This window comes from Flavobacterium luteolum, from assembly GCF_027111275.1.
Classification (GTDB): domain Bacteria; phylum Bacteroidota; class Bacteroidia; order Flavobacteriales; family Flavobacteriaceae; genus Flavobacterium; species Flavobacterium luteolum.
Genome location: NZ_CP114286.1, coordinates 2145697 through 2162500, shown reverse-complemented (window position 1 = coordinate 2162500; position 16804 = coordinate 2145697). Strand labels below are relative to the sequence as shown.

Sequence of the window (16804 nt, the reverse complement as noted above, 5' to 3'; positions counted from 1 at the left end):
AAAGGATTTACACAGATTTTTATATCCAGTTTGTCAGGCTGAGCGAAGTCGAAGCCCACGTCCAATTGGAACGCCCTTCGACTTCGCTCAGGGTGACAAACTAAAGCTAATCTTTTAATTCGTGGCGGAAAAAAAATAAAATTACCATGCATCAATACTTCTACGCCATTCATTTATTTGTAAACCGAAGAAAATCTCTTTCGGTTTTTTTGGCTGTTTTGATGCTTCTAGTTTTTGGATTTTTCGCTTCAAGATTGAAGTTTGAAGAAGATATCACCAAACTTATTCCAACCAACGACAAAACCGATGTTACGGCCAAAGTCTTAAAACAATTAAACTTTGCCGATAAAACTACCGTAATTTTTAGCTTGGATAAAAATGGTTCTGCCGAAGATTTGAAAGAAATGGCAACTATATTTTCTGATAGCGTTTCTAAATCTTGCAAACCGTACATAACAGGAATTCAAGGAAAAATTGACGAAGAAAACATTCAGGAAACTATCGATTTTGTTTACAATAATCTTCCTCTTTTTCTAGATGATAAAGATTATGTTGCTATCGAGAAAAAAATACAGAAAGACAGTATTGCAGCAACAGTTCAAGGAAATTACAAATCGATTATTTCTCCTTCGGGATTTATAAGCAAAGATTTTATTCTGCAAGATCCTTTTGGGATTTCTTTTATTGCTTTAAAAAAATTACAGCAATTAAATATTGGAGACGATTTTACGCTCGAAAATGGTTTTGTAATGACAAAGGATAAAAAGAAATTACTGCTTTTTATTACTTCAAATATTCCGTCAAGCGAAACAGAAAAGAATACCTTTTTTGCTGAAAAACTGAAATCGATTCAGGAAAATCTAAATACCCAATTTAAAGGAAAAACTTCGATCAGTTATTTTGGTTCTGCTTTAATTGCAGTTGCCAATGCCAATCAGATTAAAGGAGATATTATTTTAACTACATCAATTGCGATGTTTACTTTAATGCTCATTCTGATTTTATTTTATCGAAAAGTCTTAATTCCGCTAATTATTTTTCTTCCAACAGTTTTTGGAGGATTATTTGCGGTTGCCTTTTTATATTTCGTTAGAGAACAGATTTCGGCAATTTCATTAGGAATTGGTTCTATTTTATTGGGAATTACGATTGATTATTCTATTCACATTCTCACGCATTATAAGCATAATAGCGATGTAAAAACGTTGTACAAAGACATTACGATGCCAGTCATCATGAGTAGTTCTACAACTGCTGTTGCTTTTTTATGTCTGCTTTTTGTAAAATCGGATGCACTGAATGACCTCGGAATTTTTGCTGCTGTTATCGTTATGGCAACTGGAGTTTTCTCGCTTTTGATTGTTCCACATTTATACAAGCCAACAGAAAATCCGGCAGAACACAAGAAGAATGTGATCGACAAAATGGCTCATTTTTCTTTTCACAATAATAAAATCTTAATCGGACTTTGCGTTATCATTACCATAATCTGTTGTTTTACTTATAATGATGTCGGTTTCAATAACGATTTATCGCAACTGAATTTTATTCCGAAAGAAATCAAAGCCGTCGAAAAACAATTGGAAGAAAGCACAAGTTTAACTTCCAAAACGATTTATGTCGCTTCTTACGGAAAAACCATGGAAGAAGCTTTACAGCATAATAGCAAACTTTTTGATGATTTATCTGCAGCAAAAAATCAGGATAAAATTTTAAACTTCAGCTCCGTTGGTGGAATTGTTCTTTCGCAACAAGCTCAAATTGAAAAAATTAATAAATGGAATTCGTTTTGGACTTCGCAGAAAAAACAATTTGTAAAATCTGAATTAATCTCAGAAGGTGCTAAACTTGGTTTTAAGCCCACTACATACAATCTGTTTTTTGATCATTTAGATTTCGATTTCCAGCCCGTTTCTGCAGATGAATTTTTAAAAATTAAAGCGCTTCAACTACAAGAATTCATAACCGAGAAAAATGGTTTTTATACCGTTTCAACTTTAGTAAAAGTATCGCCAGAACAACGAGATACGTTTGTAAAATCGGCTTCCGCAAAAGAAAATATAATTGCGATTGATCGCCAGCAGATGAACGAAACGTTCTTCAGGACTTTAAAAACCGATTTTAATTCACTCGTAAATTATTCTTTTGTAGCCGTAATTTTAATTCTGTTTTTCTTTTTTCGAAGAATCGAATTGGTCATTATCAGCTGTATTCCAATTGCATTAACAGGAATTGTGACTGCAGGAATTATGGGCATTTTTGGCATTCAGATGAATATTTTCAGTATGATCGTCTGCACTTTAATTTTTGGTCACGGAGTCGATTTTAGTATTTTCATGACTAGTGCCTTGCAAAAAGAATACACCAATGGAGTCAATGAAATTGCCATTTACAGAACCTCAATTATTCTGGCAGTTATCACGACAATCTTAGGAATCGGTGCAATGATTTTTGCCAAACATCCTGCGCTTACTTCCATTTCTCTGGTTTCATTAATCGGGGTTTTTGCAGCGTTGATTATTACGTTTATTTTCTATCCGATTTTATTCAAACTATTTTTATCGAATCGTCCGAAAAAAGGAAATCCGCCTTTTCAATTGCGAACTTTTGTTCATGGTGTAATTTCATTTGCTTATTATGGTTTGGGCGGCATCGTAATGTCGATTTTCAGTTTTACCATTATGCCGATTTTGCCTTTCAGCAAAAAATCAAAAATGAAAGCTTTCCGATATGTGATTTCAAAATTTATGAAATCGGTATTGTATTCAAACCCATTTATTCGCAAAAAAGTCGTTAATAATTTCAATGAAACATTCGAGAAACCAGCCGTAATTATTGCTAATCACTCTTCGTTTTTAGACATTTTAGCAATCGGAATGCTGAGTCCGAAAATCATTTTCTTAGTGAGCGACTGGGTTTACAACTCTCCTATTTTTGGTGGTGTAGTGAGAAAAGCAGGTTTTTACCCAGTTTCTGAAGGTCTTGAAGGTGGTGTTGAACATTTGCGAAAAAAAATAGAACAAGGCTATTCGTTAATGGTTTTCCCAGAAGGAACACGTTCAGAAAGCAATGTGATTAAACGATTCCACAAAGGTGCTTTTTTCCTTGCCGAAGAATTTAAAATTGACATTATTCCGGTTGTTATTCACGGTGCTTCAGAACTAATTCCGAAAGGTGATTTTGTCATTCACCACGGAAAATTGACAGTTACCATTTTAGAAAGAATTGCTCCAAATGATCTTTCGTTCGGAAATAATTATGCCGAAAGAACCAAGCAAATCAGTTCGTTCTTTAAAGCAGAATATCGCAAAATTAGACAAGAGCTTGAAGGTCCAGATTATTTCAAAACAATGTTAATCAACAGTTACGATTACAAAGAAATTGAAATTGGACAAAGCGTAAAAAAGGATTTGAAACAGAATCTCGAAACATATTACAGCTTAAATAAACACATTCAGCCAAAAGCAAAAATCCTTCATTTAGGAAGTGATTACGGGCAATTGGATGTTTTATTGGCTTTACAAGAACCACAGCGAAAAATATTTTCTTTTATAAATGATGAAGAAAAATTGCTAGTTGCCAAAACGAATTATTTAGTTAAAAAGAGAAAAATAACATATCTCGACAAATTAGAATCGGCATTTGAAAATCAATATGATATTGTTTTAATTTCTGATGAAAGCTATCACGATGAAATTGAAAAATTAATTCAAAACGTTTCTTTTATAATTTTAGTCAATTGTTCTCGTTTAAAAAGTCAGTTTGAGAATTTTGAAATTGTTTGTAATGAAAATGCTTTGCTAGTTTTAAAGAAAAAAGAATGAAAAAACAGTACGATGTAGTCATAATTGGCAGCGGTTTAGGCGGATTAGTTTCTGCTGTTATTCTGGCAAAAGAAGGCTACTGCGTTTGTGTACTCGAAAAAAACAATCAATATGGCGGAAATCTTCAGACTTTCGTTAGAGATAAAACCATTTTTGATACAGGAATTCATTATATCGGAGGTTTAGACGAAGGCCAAAATCTTCATCAATATTTCAAATATATTGGAATAATGGATCATTTGAATCTGAAAAAATTGGACGAAAATGGTTTTGATATTATTTCTTTTGATGATGATAAAACCGAATATCCGCATGCACAAGGTTTCGAAAATTTCATTCAGCAACTGACAAATTACTTTCCTGAGGAAAAAGAAAATCTCAAACAATACTGCCAGAAAATAAAAACAGTCTGCAAAGCATTTCCGCTTTACAATCTAGAATCGGAAGGAAAATATGATGATGAAATTTTAGCGCTTAACGCGAAAGAAACCATCGATTCTTTTACTCAAAATGAAAAACTGAAAGCAGTTCTAGCGGGATCCAATTTTCTTTATGCTGGAATTCCGGATAAATCGCCATTTTATGTTCATGCACTTGTCGTAAATTCATACATCGAAAGTTCATGGCGATGCGTAAATGGCGGAAGTCAGATTACCAAACAATTGCTGAAACAGCTTAAAAAATATGGTGGAGAGTTTTTCAAACATAAAGAAGTCACTAAAATTGAAGTCGAAAACCAAAAGGTAAATTCGGTACAAATGAAAGACGGAACCGAAGTTTCTGGAACGTATTTTATTTCGAACATCGAACCAAAAACGACTTTGAAAATGGCGGGTCAGGAAAACTTTAGAAAACCATTTTTCAATAGAATTCAAAATCTAGAAAACGTACTTTCTGCTTTCAGTCTGTATATCGTTTTTAAACCCAAAACTTTCAAATACATCAACCACAATTATTATCATTTTAAAAGTGCCGATGATGTTTGGACCGCTTATGATTATGACGAAAATTCGTGGCCAAAAACTTTTATGGCTTCTATGAATCCGTCAAAAAAAGATGAAGAATGGGCAGACGGAATGACGTTTTTGACTTATATGAAATATGATGATGTCAAAACTTGGGAAAACACCTTCAACACCACTTTTGAAGAAAATGACCGAGGAGAAAGCTATGAGGATTTCAAAACTAAAAAGGCCTCAAAATTTTTAGAAGAAATCGAGAAAAAATTTCCTGGAATAAAAGAATGTATTAAATCGGTTCATACTTCTACTCCTCTTTCGTACCGTGATTATATTGGCGGAGACGGCGGAAATATGTACGGATATGTTAAAGATTCAAATAATCCGATGAAAACTCTGATTCCAACTAAAACTAAGGTAGAAAATCTTTATCTTACAGGCCAAAGTATCAACATGCACGGTGTCTTAGGAGTTACGGTGGGAGCGGTTATAACCTGCTCTGAAATTGTAGGAAAAGAATATCTGCTGGAAAAAATTAAAAAAGCATCTGAATAATTGCATCATGAAAAGCCGAATTTTTTATTTCTTTCTTATCGGTTTTTTAAGCTTGATGACTTCCTGCGGTACTTCAAAATCAAAACATCATAAACCAGATATTACCGCTTTTAACTACACAAAACCTGTTGTTGAAAAAATATCGGACAGTATTTTTCTCTCTGGAAAAAATTCGCTTTTAAAAAACAGACAAGGCCTTTGGGAATTGTACGTGGAAGGTGATCCGCTGGAAATTGGACTTTCGACTGGCGCCCTTACCGATTCGCTTTTGCACAAACAGCAACGCATTTTTTTTTCGAAAATAACCGATTTAATTCCGTCAAAATTCCAGCAGAAAATGCTTCGTCAGTTTTTAAAATGGTACAATCGAAAATTGTATTTAAATGTTCCTGACGAATATCAAACCGAAATTTATGGCGTTTCGCAATATACTTCGAATGACTTTGATAATATCGCACCACAATATCAGCGCAGTTTGTACTTACATGCCGCTCATGATATTGGACACGCGCTGCAGGATTTGGCTTTAGTGGGCTGTTCTTCTTTTGCGGCTTGGAACGAAAAATCGGAGGATGGAAATTTAATTCTGGCTCGAAATTTTGATTTTTATGTGAATGACGCTTTCGCGGAAAATAAAATCGCTGCCTTTATCAAACCCAAAGAAGGATATCCTTTTATGATGGTAACGTGGCCCGGAATGATTGGCGCTGTTTCTGGAATGAATTATGAAGGATTGACTGTAACCATAAATGCTTCTAAATCTAAAATTCCGCTTAGCGCGAAAACTCCGATTTCGATCTTGACCCGCGAAATTTTGCAACATGCCAAAAATCTGGACGAAGCCATTGCCATTGCAAAAAAAAGAAAAGTCTTTGTTTCTGAATCTATTATGGTTGGAAGTGCCAATGATAACAAAGCTATTTTGATCGAAGTTTCTCCAAATAAAATGGACGTTTATGATGTTCCAAACAGCGATCAAATCATTTGTTCCAATCATTTTCAAGGAGAAGCTTTTGCAGCAGATAAACGAAATCTGGAACAAATTGCCAACAGCCATTCAGAATATCGTTACGAAAGAATGCAGGAATTGCTGTCTGAAAATCCGAAAGTAAATCCTGAGATTGCTTCGGAAATTCTTCGAGATAAAAACGGCTTAAAAAATATTTCTTTAGGATATGGAAATGAAAAAGCCTTGAATCAACTGTTGGCACATCACGGAATTATCTTTAAACCAAAAGAAAAATTAGTTTGGGTTTCGGCAAATCCGTTTCAATTGGGCGAATTTGTTTGTTACGATTTAAATTTGATTTTTGGTGAAAACCATATTGCGGCAAAATCTTTTCAGAACGAAAGTTTGAATATTGCCAAAGATCCTTTCTTGGAAACGACCGTTTTTCAGAATTTTAAAAAATTTAAAATTGAAGATCATAAAATAGATTCGATTATAAAAAAGAAAGAAACTGTTTCCTCAGAATTTCTTCAGCATTATCAAGCATTAAACCCAGATTATTGGGTTGTATATTATAAGACAGGATTGTACTTTTACCAAAAAAAGGAATTTCTTCAAGCGAAGCTTAATTTTGAAAAAGCTTTAAGTCATGAAATCACTACAGTTCCTCAAAAAGAAGAGATTGAAAAATATTTAAAAAAAGTCAAAAGAAAATTACAATGATTCCAGCAATAGAAAAAGATTCTTTAGAAGAGATTAAAATTTTTCAAGAAAAAAAATTAGCCGAACTTTTAGCTTATATCAGTGAGAATTCTCCTTTTTATAAAAGACTTTTTGCAGGACAGAATATTGATATTTCGAAAGTAAAAACGCTAGAAGATTTACAACATTTGCCTGTTACAACCAAAGAAGATTTACAGCAATATAATGATGATTTTTTGTGCGTTCCGCAACATAAAATTATAGATTACGCTTCGACATCAGGAACTTTAGGCGATCCCGTTACTTTCGGTCTAACCGATTCTGACTTAGATCGATTGGCTTATAATGAAGCGATTTCGTTTGCTTGTGCTGGAATTACAGAAGGCGATGTAGTTCAATTAATGACCACAATCGATAGAAAATTTATGGCTGGTTTGGCTTATTTTCTAGGACTTCGAAAATTGAAAGTGGGCGTAATTCGCGTTGGAGCAGGAATTCCAGAAATGCAGTGGGATTCTATTTTAAAATACAATCCAAGTTATTTGATTACGGTTCCTTCTTTTCTTTTGAAATTAATTGAATATGCCGAAATTCACGGAATCGATTATAATAATTCGAGCATAAAAGGTGCTATTTGTATTGGAGAATCTTTGAGAGAACAGGATTTCTCCATGAATATTCTATCCAAAAAAATTACCGATAAATGGAATATTAAGTTGTTTTCAACTTATGCTTCTACCGAAATGAGCACCGCTTTTACCGAATGCGAACACGGAAAAGGCGGGCATCATCATCCAGAATTGATCATTGTAGAAGTTTTAGACGAAAATAATCAGCCAGTAAAAAATGGAGAAACGGGCGAGCTCACTTTTACTACTTTAGGAATTGAAGCGATGCCTTTACTGCGTTTTAAAACTGGAGATATGGTTCAGTTTCACGACGAGCCTTGCGCTTGCGGCAGAAATACTTTGCGTGTTGGTCCAGTTGTTGGTCGTAAAAAACAAATGATCAAATATAAAGGAACAACACTTTATCCGCCAGCGATGAACGATGTTTTGAGCAGTTTTGATAATATCGAAAATCACCTTATCGAAATCTCTACCAACGATTTGGGAACAGATGAAATCTTGATTAAAATTGCTGTGAAAAACCAAACTCCAGAATTTTTGCAAGAAATAAAAGATCACTTTAGAGCCAAATTAAGAGTGACTCCAAAAATAGAATTTGCTTCAAAAGAAGTTTTGAATCCTCTGGTTTTTAACCCAATGAGTCGAAAACCAATTCGTTTTTTTGACTACAGAAACATATAAAAATTTTCCACCATGTAAGTGATATAAGTTTATTTAAAAAGGTTGCGCATAACAATACTCTAATTAAATGAACTTATATCACTTATATGGTTTAATTTCAGCTTCTTAAATGTTTTGCTATGAATTGAACTAAATGTTGTAATTTTGCAAAAAATTACGAAGATGGTCAAGATTGGCAACATAGAATTACCAGAATTTCCTTTATTACTCGCACCGATGGAAGATGTTAGTGATCCGCCGTTTCGCAGATTATGCAAAACGCATGGTGCTGACATGATGTATTCTGAATTTATTTCATCGGAAGGATTAATTCGTGACGCTATAAAAAGCCGCATGAAGCTGGATATTTTTGATTACGAACGTCCTGTTGGAATTCAAATTTTTGGTGGTGATGAAGAAGCAATGGAAATGTCATCTAAAATTGTTTCTACTGTAAAACCAGATTTAGTGGATATCAATTTTGGATGCCCAGTAAAAAAAGTCGTTTGTCGTGGTGCAGGTGCAGGAGTTTTAAAAGATGTTGATTTGATGGTTCGTTTAACGAAAGCGGTTATCAAAGGAACTGATTTACCTGTTACGGTAAAAACACGTTTAGGCTGGGATGATAACTCAATTAATATTGATGAAGTTGCAGAAAGACTTCAGGATATTGGTGTTCAAGCCTTAACAATTCACGCTAGAACCCGTGCTCAAATGTATAAAGGCCATTCTGACTGGTCGCATATTGCGCGTGTAAAAAATAATCCAAGAATTACAATGCCTATTTTCGGAAACGGAGATATTGACAGCCCAGAAAAAGCACTAAAATATAAAAACGAATACGGAATTGACGGGATCATGATTGGCCGTGCCGCGATTGGTTATCCGTGGATTTTTAACGAAATTAAACACTATTTCAAGACAGGCGAACACTTACCTGCTCCAACGGTTATTGATCGTGTTGAAGCGGCTAGAAATCATTTAATGTGGTCTATGGAATGGAAAGGCGAACGTTTAGGAATTGTAGAAATGCGACGTCATTATACCAATTATTTCAAAGGAATTCATTCTTTCAAAGAGTTCAAACAAAAACTTGTTACGACTGATGCTCCCGAAGATTTGTTTGCTATTATGAAAGAGATTGAAGAGGTTTATGCTGGATACGAGTTTGTTTAAAATCTCATAACAAAAATCTAAATCTTTGTCGAGCTTCTTGTGGAGATTTCTCCTTCGTCGAAATGACAAAAAAGTACGCAGATTAACTTTGGCAAAAATATCGATACAAAAAAAGACCTTCAAATTTTGAAGGTCTTTTTTGTTTATTAAACTTGAACTCTTTTCCACTTTCCTCTTTTATAGAAAAATATCCCTGTTAAAGTGATTGCTGTTTCAGCCACAGGAATCGCAATAAAAACTCCTGTTGGTCCCATATTAAAATGCTTTGCTAATATATAAGCAAGCGGAATTTGAAATAGCCAAAATCCGAAGAAGTTAATTCCGGTTGGTGTCCAAGTATCTCCTGCTCCATTGAAAGTATTAATTAAAACCATTCCAATTCCGTAGAAAATAAAACCGATGCTCATAATTTGTAAAGCTTCTATTGCAATGGTTTTGACTTGCTGATCATTCGTGAAAAACGAAATAATATATTGTCCAAAAACCAAAGTAATAATCATAATCGTAGCCATGAAAATCACATTGTATCGTGCAGTTGTATAAACTGATTTTTCGGCGCGTTCAATTTGTTTCGCTCCTAAGTTTTGTCCAACCAAAGTCGCTGCCGCATTGCTCAATCCCCAAGCTGGAAGAATAAAAAACATCATAATCCTCAAAGCGGTTTGATATCCTGCAGAACCGTGATCGCCACCAGTTGTCGCAACTAACTGTGCTAAGAAAATCCAACTGCAAGATGCTATTACAAACTGTAGAATTCCAGGCGCAGCAATTTTTACCAAAGCTCGTATCTGTTTAAAATCGGGCGCGAAATAAGGTATTTTGATTTTTAAGATTCCATTTCCAAAAAATAAATGATAAATCTGATACAAAACTCCAATACTTCTTCCAATAGTGGTTGCCAAAGCGGCGCCAACTAGTCCGAAAGCGGGAATTGGTCCAAAACCATTAATTAGAACTGGACATAAAATAATATTACAAATGTTAGCAATCCAAAGGCTTTTCATTGCAATGGCGGCATTTCCTGCACCACGAAAGATTCCGTTTATTAAGAACAAAAGCATAATACACAAACTAGAACCAATCATAATTTGAGTAAAACGGAAACCATGTTCGGCAGATTCTACAGAAGACCCCATTAAAATTAAAATATCTTTTGCGTATATAATTCCCAAAATGCTCATTATACTATTTATTGCAAATGCAATTATAATGGCTTGCATTCCAGCTTTTGCTGCAGCGACAGGATCTTTTTCTCCAATTCTTCGTGCAACTACTGCGGTTGCGGCCATACTCATTCCGATAGCGAGTGAATAAATTACGGTTAGCACAGATTCGGTTAATCCAACGGTCTGGATCGCAAAACTGCTATGTTCTAAATGTCCTACGAAATATAAATCAACTAGAGCAAAAACCGATTCCATCATCATTTCCAAAACCATCGGGATGGCCAATAGAATTACTGCTTTTTTGATACTTCCAGAAGTATAATCAAAAGATTCGTCGCCTTTTAAAGCTTGTTTTAGTGTGGTAAAAATTTTGGAAATAAAACCTTCCTTTATAGATGTTTCTGTCATGATATATTAGGATAATAAATGATAAAATGGTTCAGATGTATAAATCTGAACTGAAAAAGTAAAAACTTAAGTATCCTAATTATTCTAAAAAATAAAATAGGATTAGGCAGAAACAATCATATGCTGTAGATTTTCAAGGCAGTAAATATAAGTAATATTTCTAAAGAAGAAATTAATCGAGTAATTTTTTACTTACTCGACTACTTGCAATTAATGATGCAACAAACCCTAATGAAATTATTGTAGCCATTACGACTAGAACATTTTCTACTGTAAAAACAACTGGATAAGCCAAAGTTGGCGTAATCATGATGAGCTCAAATTTCTGCTGCAAAATAACAAGGATTATCCCTAAAGCAAGTCCGATTAAACCACCAAAAACACTTAATAAAGTTCCTTGTAACAGAAATATTTTTCGAAGATCACCAATATCTGATCCTAAATTGAAAAGGGTTTTAAGATTTCCTTTCTTTTCCAAAATCATCATAATCAATGCACCAATCAGATTAAAAAGCGCTACGATGATTACTAGGGTAAATATGAGGTAAACAGCAATGTTTTCAGTATTAAGCATTTTATACAAAGACTCATTTAACTGTGCTCTATTTTTCAAGGTGATTTTATTTTTAAAAATAGAATTTAGCTGTGTCTTTATTGCTTCTTCATCTGCGTTTTCTTTTAATTTAAATTCTAATCCTGAGATTTGATTGTGCTTGTACATTAACAATTCCTGCACTAATCCTAAATCTGCAAATACATATTTTGAATCTAAATCTTCGCTGATAGAGTAAATTCCAACAGGTAGAACATCGGTTTTATTGAAAGCTTCTTCTGGATATTCGATTCCGCCTTTTCCTGGTTTTGGAGCAAAAACCTGTAAGGGATTTTCAAAATCTAAAATCCCCATGGAAAAATTTTGAGCTAAACCATAACCAATTACAACCTGATAACTATCTGGTTTCAACCATTGGCCGTTAAAAAGTTTTTTCTTGATATCGTTGACAACTGGATATAAACTGTCAACTCCTTTCAAATACGTAACCTGCTGTTTGTCTTTGAATAAAAACAGCACACGCTCTTCGATAATTTTGGTGTAAGAAGCTACACCGTTGATTTTCTTAATCTGATTTTCTTGATCAGGTGTAAATAAAAAAGACTTTCCGTAGGTACCTGTCAATTTTAAATCCGGATCAATTTCGTTTGTAAACGAAAGACTGAAAACCTTTAATCCGCTAAAAACAGATAAAACCACAAACAAAGCCATCGTTCCAACAATGATTCCCATGCTGGCAATACGATTGATGATATTAATAGCATTGTTTTTACTGCTGCTAAAAATATAACGTTTGGCTATGTATAAGGGGAAATTCAAATTATGATTTTCTTCTTTTTTCTAAAAGATCTCTGTTTTCTATTGGGTTTTCTTTTCCTGCAAGTGCATTGTCGATTTTCTCGATATAATCTAATGAATCGTCTATGAAGAATACTAAATTCGGAACACGGCGTAATTGCAAACGTACACGCTGTGACAAATCATGTTTGATTAATGTAGTATTGGTTTTAATTGCCTCTAATGTTTCTTTGGCTTTTTCTTGTGGAAAAATACTAAGATAAACTGTTGCCACAGACAAATCTGTAGTGACACTTACTTTGGACACTGAAATTACCAAATTTGTAATTCCGTTTTTTCTCACTTCACCTTGCAAAATATCAACCAGATCTTTCTGAATAACACCGCCTATTTTTTTCTGTCTATTTGTTTCCATACTGCAAAAATACTAAAATTTAGTCGTATTACATGTTCTTTTAATTGTTTTAAAAGCTGATAAAGATCATAGCGTTTGAGGGAATTATTCTACATATTTGATATAAATATAAAACTAATCTATCATGAAAAAAAGAGAACCAATTAGTCATATTATGACTAAAACCGTAGTGACTGCAGACGAAAAAGATGACTTGAAAACTGTAGTTGAAAAATTAAAAACAAATACTATCCGTCATATTCCAATTGTAAAAGGTAAAGAAGTAATCGGAATAATAAGTCGAACTGATATTAATCGATTAACTTTTGGAGCTTTATTTGAAGGTCAGGACAATGCCGATGAAGCTATACTAGAAATGCTGACTGTTCCTCAGGTTATGACTTCGAAACCAAAAACAGTTTCTTCTGATACCATAATCAGGGACTTAGCAGAAATTTTTGTGAAAGAAGATTTTCATGCTCTTCCTGTTGTTGACAATGGAGAATTGAAGGGAATTGTTACTACAACAGATGTTGTAAAATATTTTCTAGAACAATACGATTAAATTATAATAAAAAAGGGAGCTAAATGCTCCCTTAAATTTTTATCTGCTTTGCAGCCATCCTTCCGGATTATTGTTTGATGTATTTTGCAGAATCAAGAATTTAATAATGGTTTTTCCTGTATCACCACTTGTTCTCACTTTTCCGATGTTTTGCTTAATAGTTACTTTATCTCCTTGACTAACCGAAACAGAACTTAAGTTTTGATAGACGGTAAAAAAGTCTCCATGCTGAATTACAACTGCTTTATTTACTGGCGATAATACAATAACTTTAGATACTTCTCCAGCAAATACAGCTCTAGCGCTTGCACCATCTTCCGTGGTAATCTCAACTCCAGAATTATGAACTGTAATTGACGGATGCAATGGGTGTGGCTGATCTCCATAACCAAGAGAAATAAATCCTTTTTCTACTGGCCAAGGCAATCTTCCTCTGTTTGCTTTAAAGTCAGCAGCTAGAATTTTATCTTCTGGCGTCAATGCAATTTTTGAAGAAGAAACGGGTGCTTTTGCTTCACTAGAACCTGGATTTGCTTTTGCTCTTTCTGCAGCAGCTTTTCTATTGGCTTCTGCAATAGCTTCACGAATTAAACGATCAATTTGTTTATCAATACGTTTAGATTCGTTTTGTTTTGATCGAATATCTGCAGCAATTTTATTTTTATCTTTTTTAAGAGCATTAACTAATTTTTGTTGTTCTTTTTTCTCTGCTTCTAGTGTAATTTTTTCTTTTTGATTTTCAGCAATTACCTTCTTTTTAATTTGTCTTTGACCATCTAGTTTTGCATTAAAATCAACCAATTGCGCTGTTTTTGACTGAATTTCAAGACCTTGGTTTTTTCTAAAAGTAGTATATTGTTTTAAGTATTGTGCTCTTTTGTAAGCTTGCAAGAAACTTTCAGAAGATAAAATGAACATCGCTCGGCTTTGCTCAGAACGGCTTTTGTACGATTTCAAAATCATCTCAGCATAGTCTTCCTTTAGAACTTTTAGTTCTTTCTTAAGTTTATTTACCTGAACTTGATTAATATACATGTCATTACTAATCAGTTTTTCCTGTTTTGCTGTAGTATTAATTAATTTCTCTTTTAGCTTAATTTTATTTGCCTGAATTAAATATTCACTCACAGCAGATTTCTCTTTTTTTCGAACAGACTGAAGCATCTTTTCGTTATCTCTGATTTCCTGCTGAATTTGAGCTTTACGCTGTTCCAGTTTTTCTTGCTGAGAATCCTGTGCCCATACAAAGGTAGTGGCACAAATTAGAACTAGGCTTAGGAGAAATTTTGGCATGTTTATGTTTTTATTTTTGCAAATTTACTTAATTGTAACTTTTTTATAACCGCTTGGAACGCTATACGGAAAAGAAAGTTCTTCATTAAATGAAATATTGTTGTAATTCAAATTAATACTTGTTTTGCCTTTTGGCTGAACGGCATTGATTTCTATATTTGTCGGTAATATTCCCTGATCAAAATTTTTAGTGTCTGAGTAGGCAATTTGCAACGTTCTGTTTTCAGACGGTTGCGAAATCTCTTCTTTCTGAATTAGATATTTCTCTCCATCTAAGAAAAAGGTCTTCTTCAAATTAGCATCTTTTTCTTCGTCTAATCTAAAAAGATTTTCTACAATAGTCTGCGTATATTTTCCTTTTCTTAAATCGTCAAAAGCTTCTCCAATCAATAGATTTTGAACTTTAGAATAATCTAAATCTGTTCCAAGCCATTTGCTTAAACTTGTAAAGTCACCTTCATAGTAAGTCCCGTTCATTTTCTCATAATAACTTACTGCAGAAGGTGTTATTAAAGCTTTTGCCATTGTAATTCCTAAAAAACGAACACTTATTAAAATTTGCTTGTCTTTTTCGATTCTAATTTCGGCAGTAACATTTTGGCTTTGTTTTTCATCAGCATATCTTGCGCTCGCTTTTATGTACAAGGTCGAAAAATCCAACTTGTTGTCGTAATGTTTTTCAATTACTTTTTTGTCTTCTTTCTCTACAATTGTCTGGCTTGTATTTCCTTGCACTGCTACTGCTTTCGATTTACATGAAATTACAGCAATAGACAATACTAGTATTGATATATATTTTTTCATCTGAATTCTCTTTTTATTTTTTCTTTTTTAATACTTCATTTGCCTTCAAAAAGCATTCCTCTTTTTTCTTTGCATCTCCCAATCCATTGTATGCCTCTCCTAGCTGAATATTAAAATTTGACTCTAATTTTACGTCATCCACCACATAATCAAGCCCCATCTCTAAGACGGTTTTTGCATTTTTAAATTGTTTCTGCTGATTGCTCCCTAAACCAGCATAGTAGTAAAACTGAGCCTGACTCGGATAAACTTCAATCAGCATCATGGCTCTTTTGGTCATTGGCTCGTATTGTTTTGCCTGCACATACGCTTCCAGCAATAACATATTGGTCTCAAGATTGGTATCTGAATTTGCCTTTAAATCTTTTTCATAATATTTAATGGCATTTTCAAATTGTCCTTTACTATGATAGAATTTTCCAATTTCTTTGGCAACGTCAACATCTTTGTCATTATCAAAATAGGAAATGGCTTTTTCTAAATCGGCAGCATACTGTGGATTTTTATTTACATAAATCAAAAATTCATTCAAAGTTCTGTGTTTGATTTTTGAATCGATTTTTGAACTAGCTAAAATCACATTCATCGATTTTATAGCTTTGTCTGCTTGATTGGCATCTAAATACGTTTTGAACAAACTCACCTGCCCCCATTCTGAATTTGGAATTTCTTTAGCCAGCTGTTTTGCTACTTCAAGCGATTTCTCATTTTCATTATTTTTTGAATATATGAGAATGAGATTCAAATAATTTGATTCTTCTTTTGGACCTTTTTTGATTTGCTGAATCAAATTATCAATTTCAGCATTCTGATATTTTCCTTGTGATAAAATCTGTGCTTTATAAATTTCACGATCAGACGATTTTCCGAACTTATCGTTCATTTCATTAATCGCAATTAATGCTTTGTCATACTGATTGGTAATCATGTACAACGAAATCAAATCGTCTTTGTATTCTTCATCAAAAACAATTATTTTTTGAATGATTTCAATTGCCAAAGGATAATTTTTTGTCTCATAACTTACATCGTAAATTCCGAGCCAAAACCATTTGTTTTTAGGATCAAGCTGCGTTGCTTTTTCAAAAGCATTTTGTGCATTTTGATATTCTTTAAGCGACAGATAATTCTTTCCTAATTCAAAATAAGCAACTGCATCATTGGGTTTTAGCTTAATACATTTCTCCAATGATACAATCGCTTTATCATAATTTTCAATTCCTTTTTGTTTTAACGATTCATAAAATGAGTCTTGATATTCGTCGGTTGCCATAGCAATATCCTCGGGTTCTGTCTGAGCAAAAACCGAAAATGATGTGCTGAATAAAGCAAAAACCAATATTGTAAAAACTCCTTTTTTAATCATTTC

The 16804-nt window shown here is 33.6% G+C and carries 12 protein-coding genes; 6 read left to right on the top strand and 6 right to left on the bottom strand.

Annotation, left to right across the window (positions count from 1 at the left end; all coding sequences use genetic code 11):
• Nucleotides 1–146: 146 nt before the first annotated feature.
• From OZP10_RS09290 to dusB, 5 genes are all read left to right on the top strand, one after another.
• Entirely contained in the window at nucleotides 147–3824 is a 3678-nt protein-coding gene (locus tag OZP10_RS09290) for a 1-acyl-sn-glycerol-3-phosphate acyltransferase (protein ID WP_281634408.1), read from the top strand.
• Complete coding sequence (locus tag OZP10_RS09285) at nucleotides 3821–5338, top strand: phytoene desaturase family protein (RefSeq protein ID WP_281634407.1); 1518 nt, start codon at nucleotides 3821–3823, stop codon at nucleotides 5336–5338. Before OZP10_RS09290 ends, OZP10_RS09285 begins: the two co-directional genes overlap by 4 nt.
• 7 nt (nucleotides 5339–5345) lie before the next feature.
• Nucleotides 5346–7010: a C45 family autoproteolytic acyltransferase/hydrolase gene (locus OZP10_RS09280; RefSeq protein WP_281634406.1), complete on the top strand. Its 1665-nt coding sequence runs from the start codon at nucleotides 5346–5348 to the stop codon at nucleotides 7008–7010.
• Nucleotides 7007–8299, top strand: coding sequence for a flexirubin biosynthesis putative acyl-CoA ligase FlxY (gene flxY, locus OZP10_RS09275; protein ID WP_281634405.1), 1293 nt, complete (start codon nucleotides 7007–7009; stop codon nucleotides 8297–8299). The genes OZP10_RS09280 and flxY overlap by 4 nt, the downstream gene beginning before the upstream one ends.
• Nucleotides 8300–8461: 162 nt before the next feature.
• Entirely contained in the window at nucleotides 8462–9454 is a 993-nt protein-coding gene (gene dusB, locus OZP10_RS09270; RefSeq protein ID WP_281634404.1) for a tRNA dihydrouridine synthase DusB, read from the top strand.
• 146 nt (nucleotides 9455–9600) lie between these two features.
• Here dusB and OZP10_RS09265 read toward each other — a convergent pair whose 3' ends face one another.
• From OZP10_RS09265 to rbfA, 3 genes are all read right to left on the bottom strand, one after another.
• The gene (locus OZP10_RS09265) at nucleotides 9601–11028 is read right to left on the bottom strand and encodes an MATE family efflux transporter (protein ID WP_281634403.1); all 1428 of its coding nucleotides are present in this window, start codon (nucleotides 11026–11028) and stop codon (nucleotides 9601–9603) included.
• Between the two features lie 172 nt (nucleotides 11029–11200).
• Nucleotides 11201–12400: an ABC transporter permease gene (locus OZP10_RS09260; RefSeq protein WP_281634402.1), complete on the bottom strand. Its 1200-nt coding sequence runs from the start codon at nucleotides 12398–12400 to the stop codon at nucleotides 11201–11203.
• 1 nt (nucleotide 12401) lies between these two features.
• Nucleotides 12402–12794 carry a 30S ribosome-binding factor RbfA gene (gene rbfA / locus OZP10_RS09255; RefSeq protein ID WP_095930618.1) on the bottom strand — a complete coding sequence of 131 codons (393 nt, stop codon included), beginning with the start codon at nucleotides 12792–12794 and terminating at the stop codon, nucleotides 12402–12404.
• Nucleotides 12795–12918: 124 nt separating this feature from the next.
• Here rbfA and OZP10_RS09250 point away from each other — a divergent pair, with 124 nt between their 5' ends.
• Nucleotides 12919–13338: a CBS domain-containing protein gene (locus OZP10_RS09250; protein ID WP_281634401.1), complete on the top strand. Its 420-nt coding sequence runs from the start codon at nucleotides 12919–12921 to the stop codon at nucleotides 13336–13338.
• A 39-nt stretch (nucleotides 13339–13377) separates the two neighbouring features.
• Here the strand turns inward: OZP10_RS09250 and OZP10_RS09245 are convergent, their stop codons facing one another.
• From OZP10_RS09245 to OZP10_RS09235, 3 genes are read right to left on the bottom strand one after another with little or no spacing between them, the layout of a single operon-like run.
• The gene (locus OZP10_RS09245) at nucleotides 13378–14631 is read right to left on the bottom strand and encodes a murein hydrolase activator EnvC family protein (protein WP_281634400.1); all 1254 of its coding nucleotides are present in this window, start codon (nucleotides 14629–14631) and stop codon (nucleotides 13378–13380) included.
• Nucleotides 14632–14655: 24 nt separating this feature from the next.
• Nucleotides 14656–15435 (bottom strand): lipoprotein insertase outer membrane protein LolB1, encoded by a 780-nt coding sequence (gene lolB1, locus OZP10_RS09240; RefSeq protein ID WP_281634399.1) that lies wholly within the window; start codon nucleotides 15433–15435, stop codon nucleotides 14656–14658.
• A 13-nt stretch (nucleotides 15436–15448) separates the two neighbouring features.
• Entirely contained in the window at nucleotides 15449–16801 is a 1353-nt protein-coding gene (locus tag OZP10_RS09235) for a tetratricopeptide repeat protein (RefSeq protein WP_281634398.1), read from the bottom strand.
• Between the last annotated feature and the right edge of the window lie 3 nt (nucleotides 16802–16804).

Bases quoted from the DNA above. Each gene is read 5' to 3' on its own strand.
- OZP10_RS09290 (WP_281634408.1), top strand. From the start codon at position 147: ATGCATCAATACTTCTACGCCATTCATTTATTTGTAAACCGAAGAAAA.
- OZP10_RS09285 (WP_281634407.1), top strand. From the start codon at position 3,821: ATGAAAAAACAGTACGATGTAGTCATAATTGGCAGCGGTTTAGGCGGA.
- OZP10_RS09280 (WP_281634406.1), top strand. From the start codon at position 5,346: ATGAAAAGCCGAATTTTTTATTTCTTTCTTATCGGTTTTTTAAGCTTG.
- flxY (WP_281634405.1), top strand. From the start codon at position 7,007: ATGATTCCAGCAATAGAAAAAGATTCTTTAGAAGAGATTAAAATTTTT.
- dusB (WP_281634404.1), top strand. From the start codon at position 8,462: ATGGTCAAGATTGGCAACATAGAATTACCAGAATTTCCTTTATTACTC.
- OZP10_RS09265 (WP_281634403.1), bottom strand. From the start codon at position 11,028: ATGACAGAAACATCTATAAAGGAAGGTTTTATTTCCAAAATTTTTACC.
- rbfA (WP_095930618.1), bottom strand. From the start codon at position 12,794: ATGGAAACAAATAGACAGAAAAAAATAGGCGGTGTTATTCAGAAAGAT.
- OZP10_RS09250 (WP_281634401.1), top strand. From the start codon at position 12,919: ATGAAAAAAAGAGAACCAATTAGTCATATTATGACTAAAACCGTAGTG.
- OZP10_RS09245 (WP_281634400.1), bottom strand. From the start codon at position 14,631: ATGCCAAAATTTCTCCTAAGCCTAGTTCTAATTTGTGCCACTACCTTT.
- lolB1 (WP_281634399.1), bottom strand. From the start codon at position 15,435: ATGAAAAAATATATATCAATACTAGTATTGTCTATTGCTGTAATTTCA.
- OZP10_RS09235 (WP_281634398.1), bottom strand. From the start codon at position 16,801: ATGATTAAAAAAGGAGTTTTTACAATATTGGTTTTTGCTTTATTCAGC.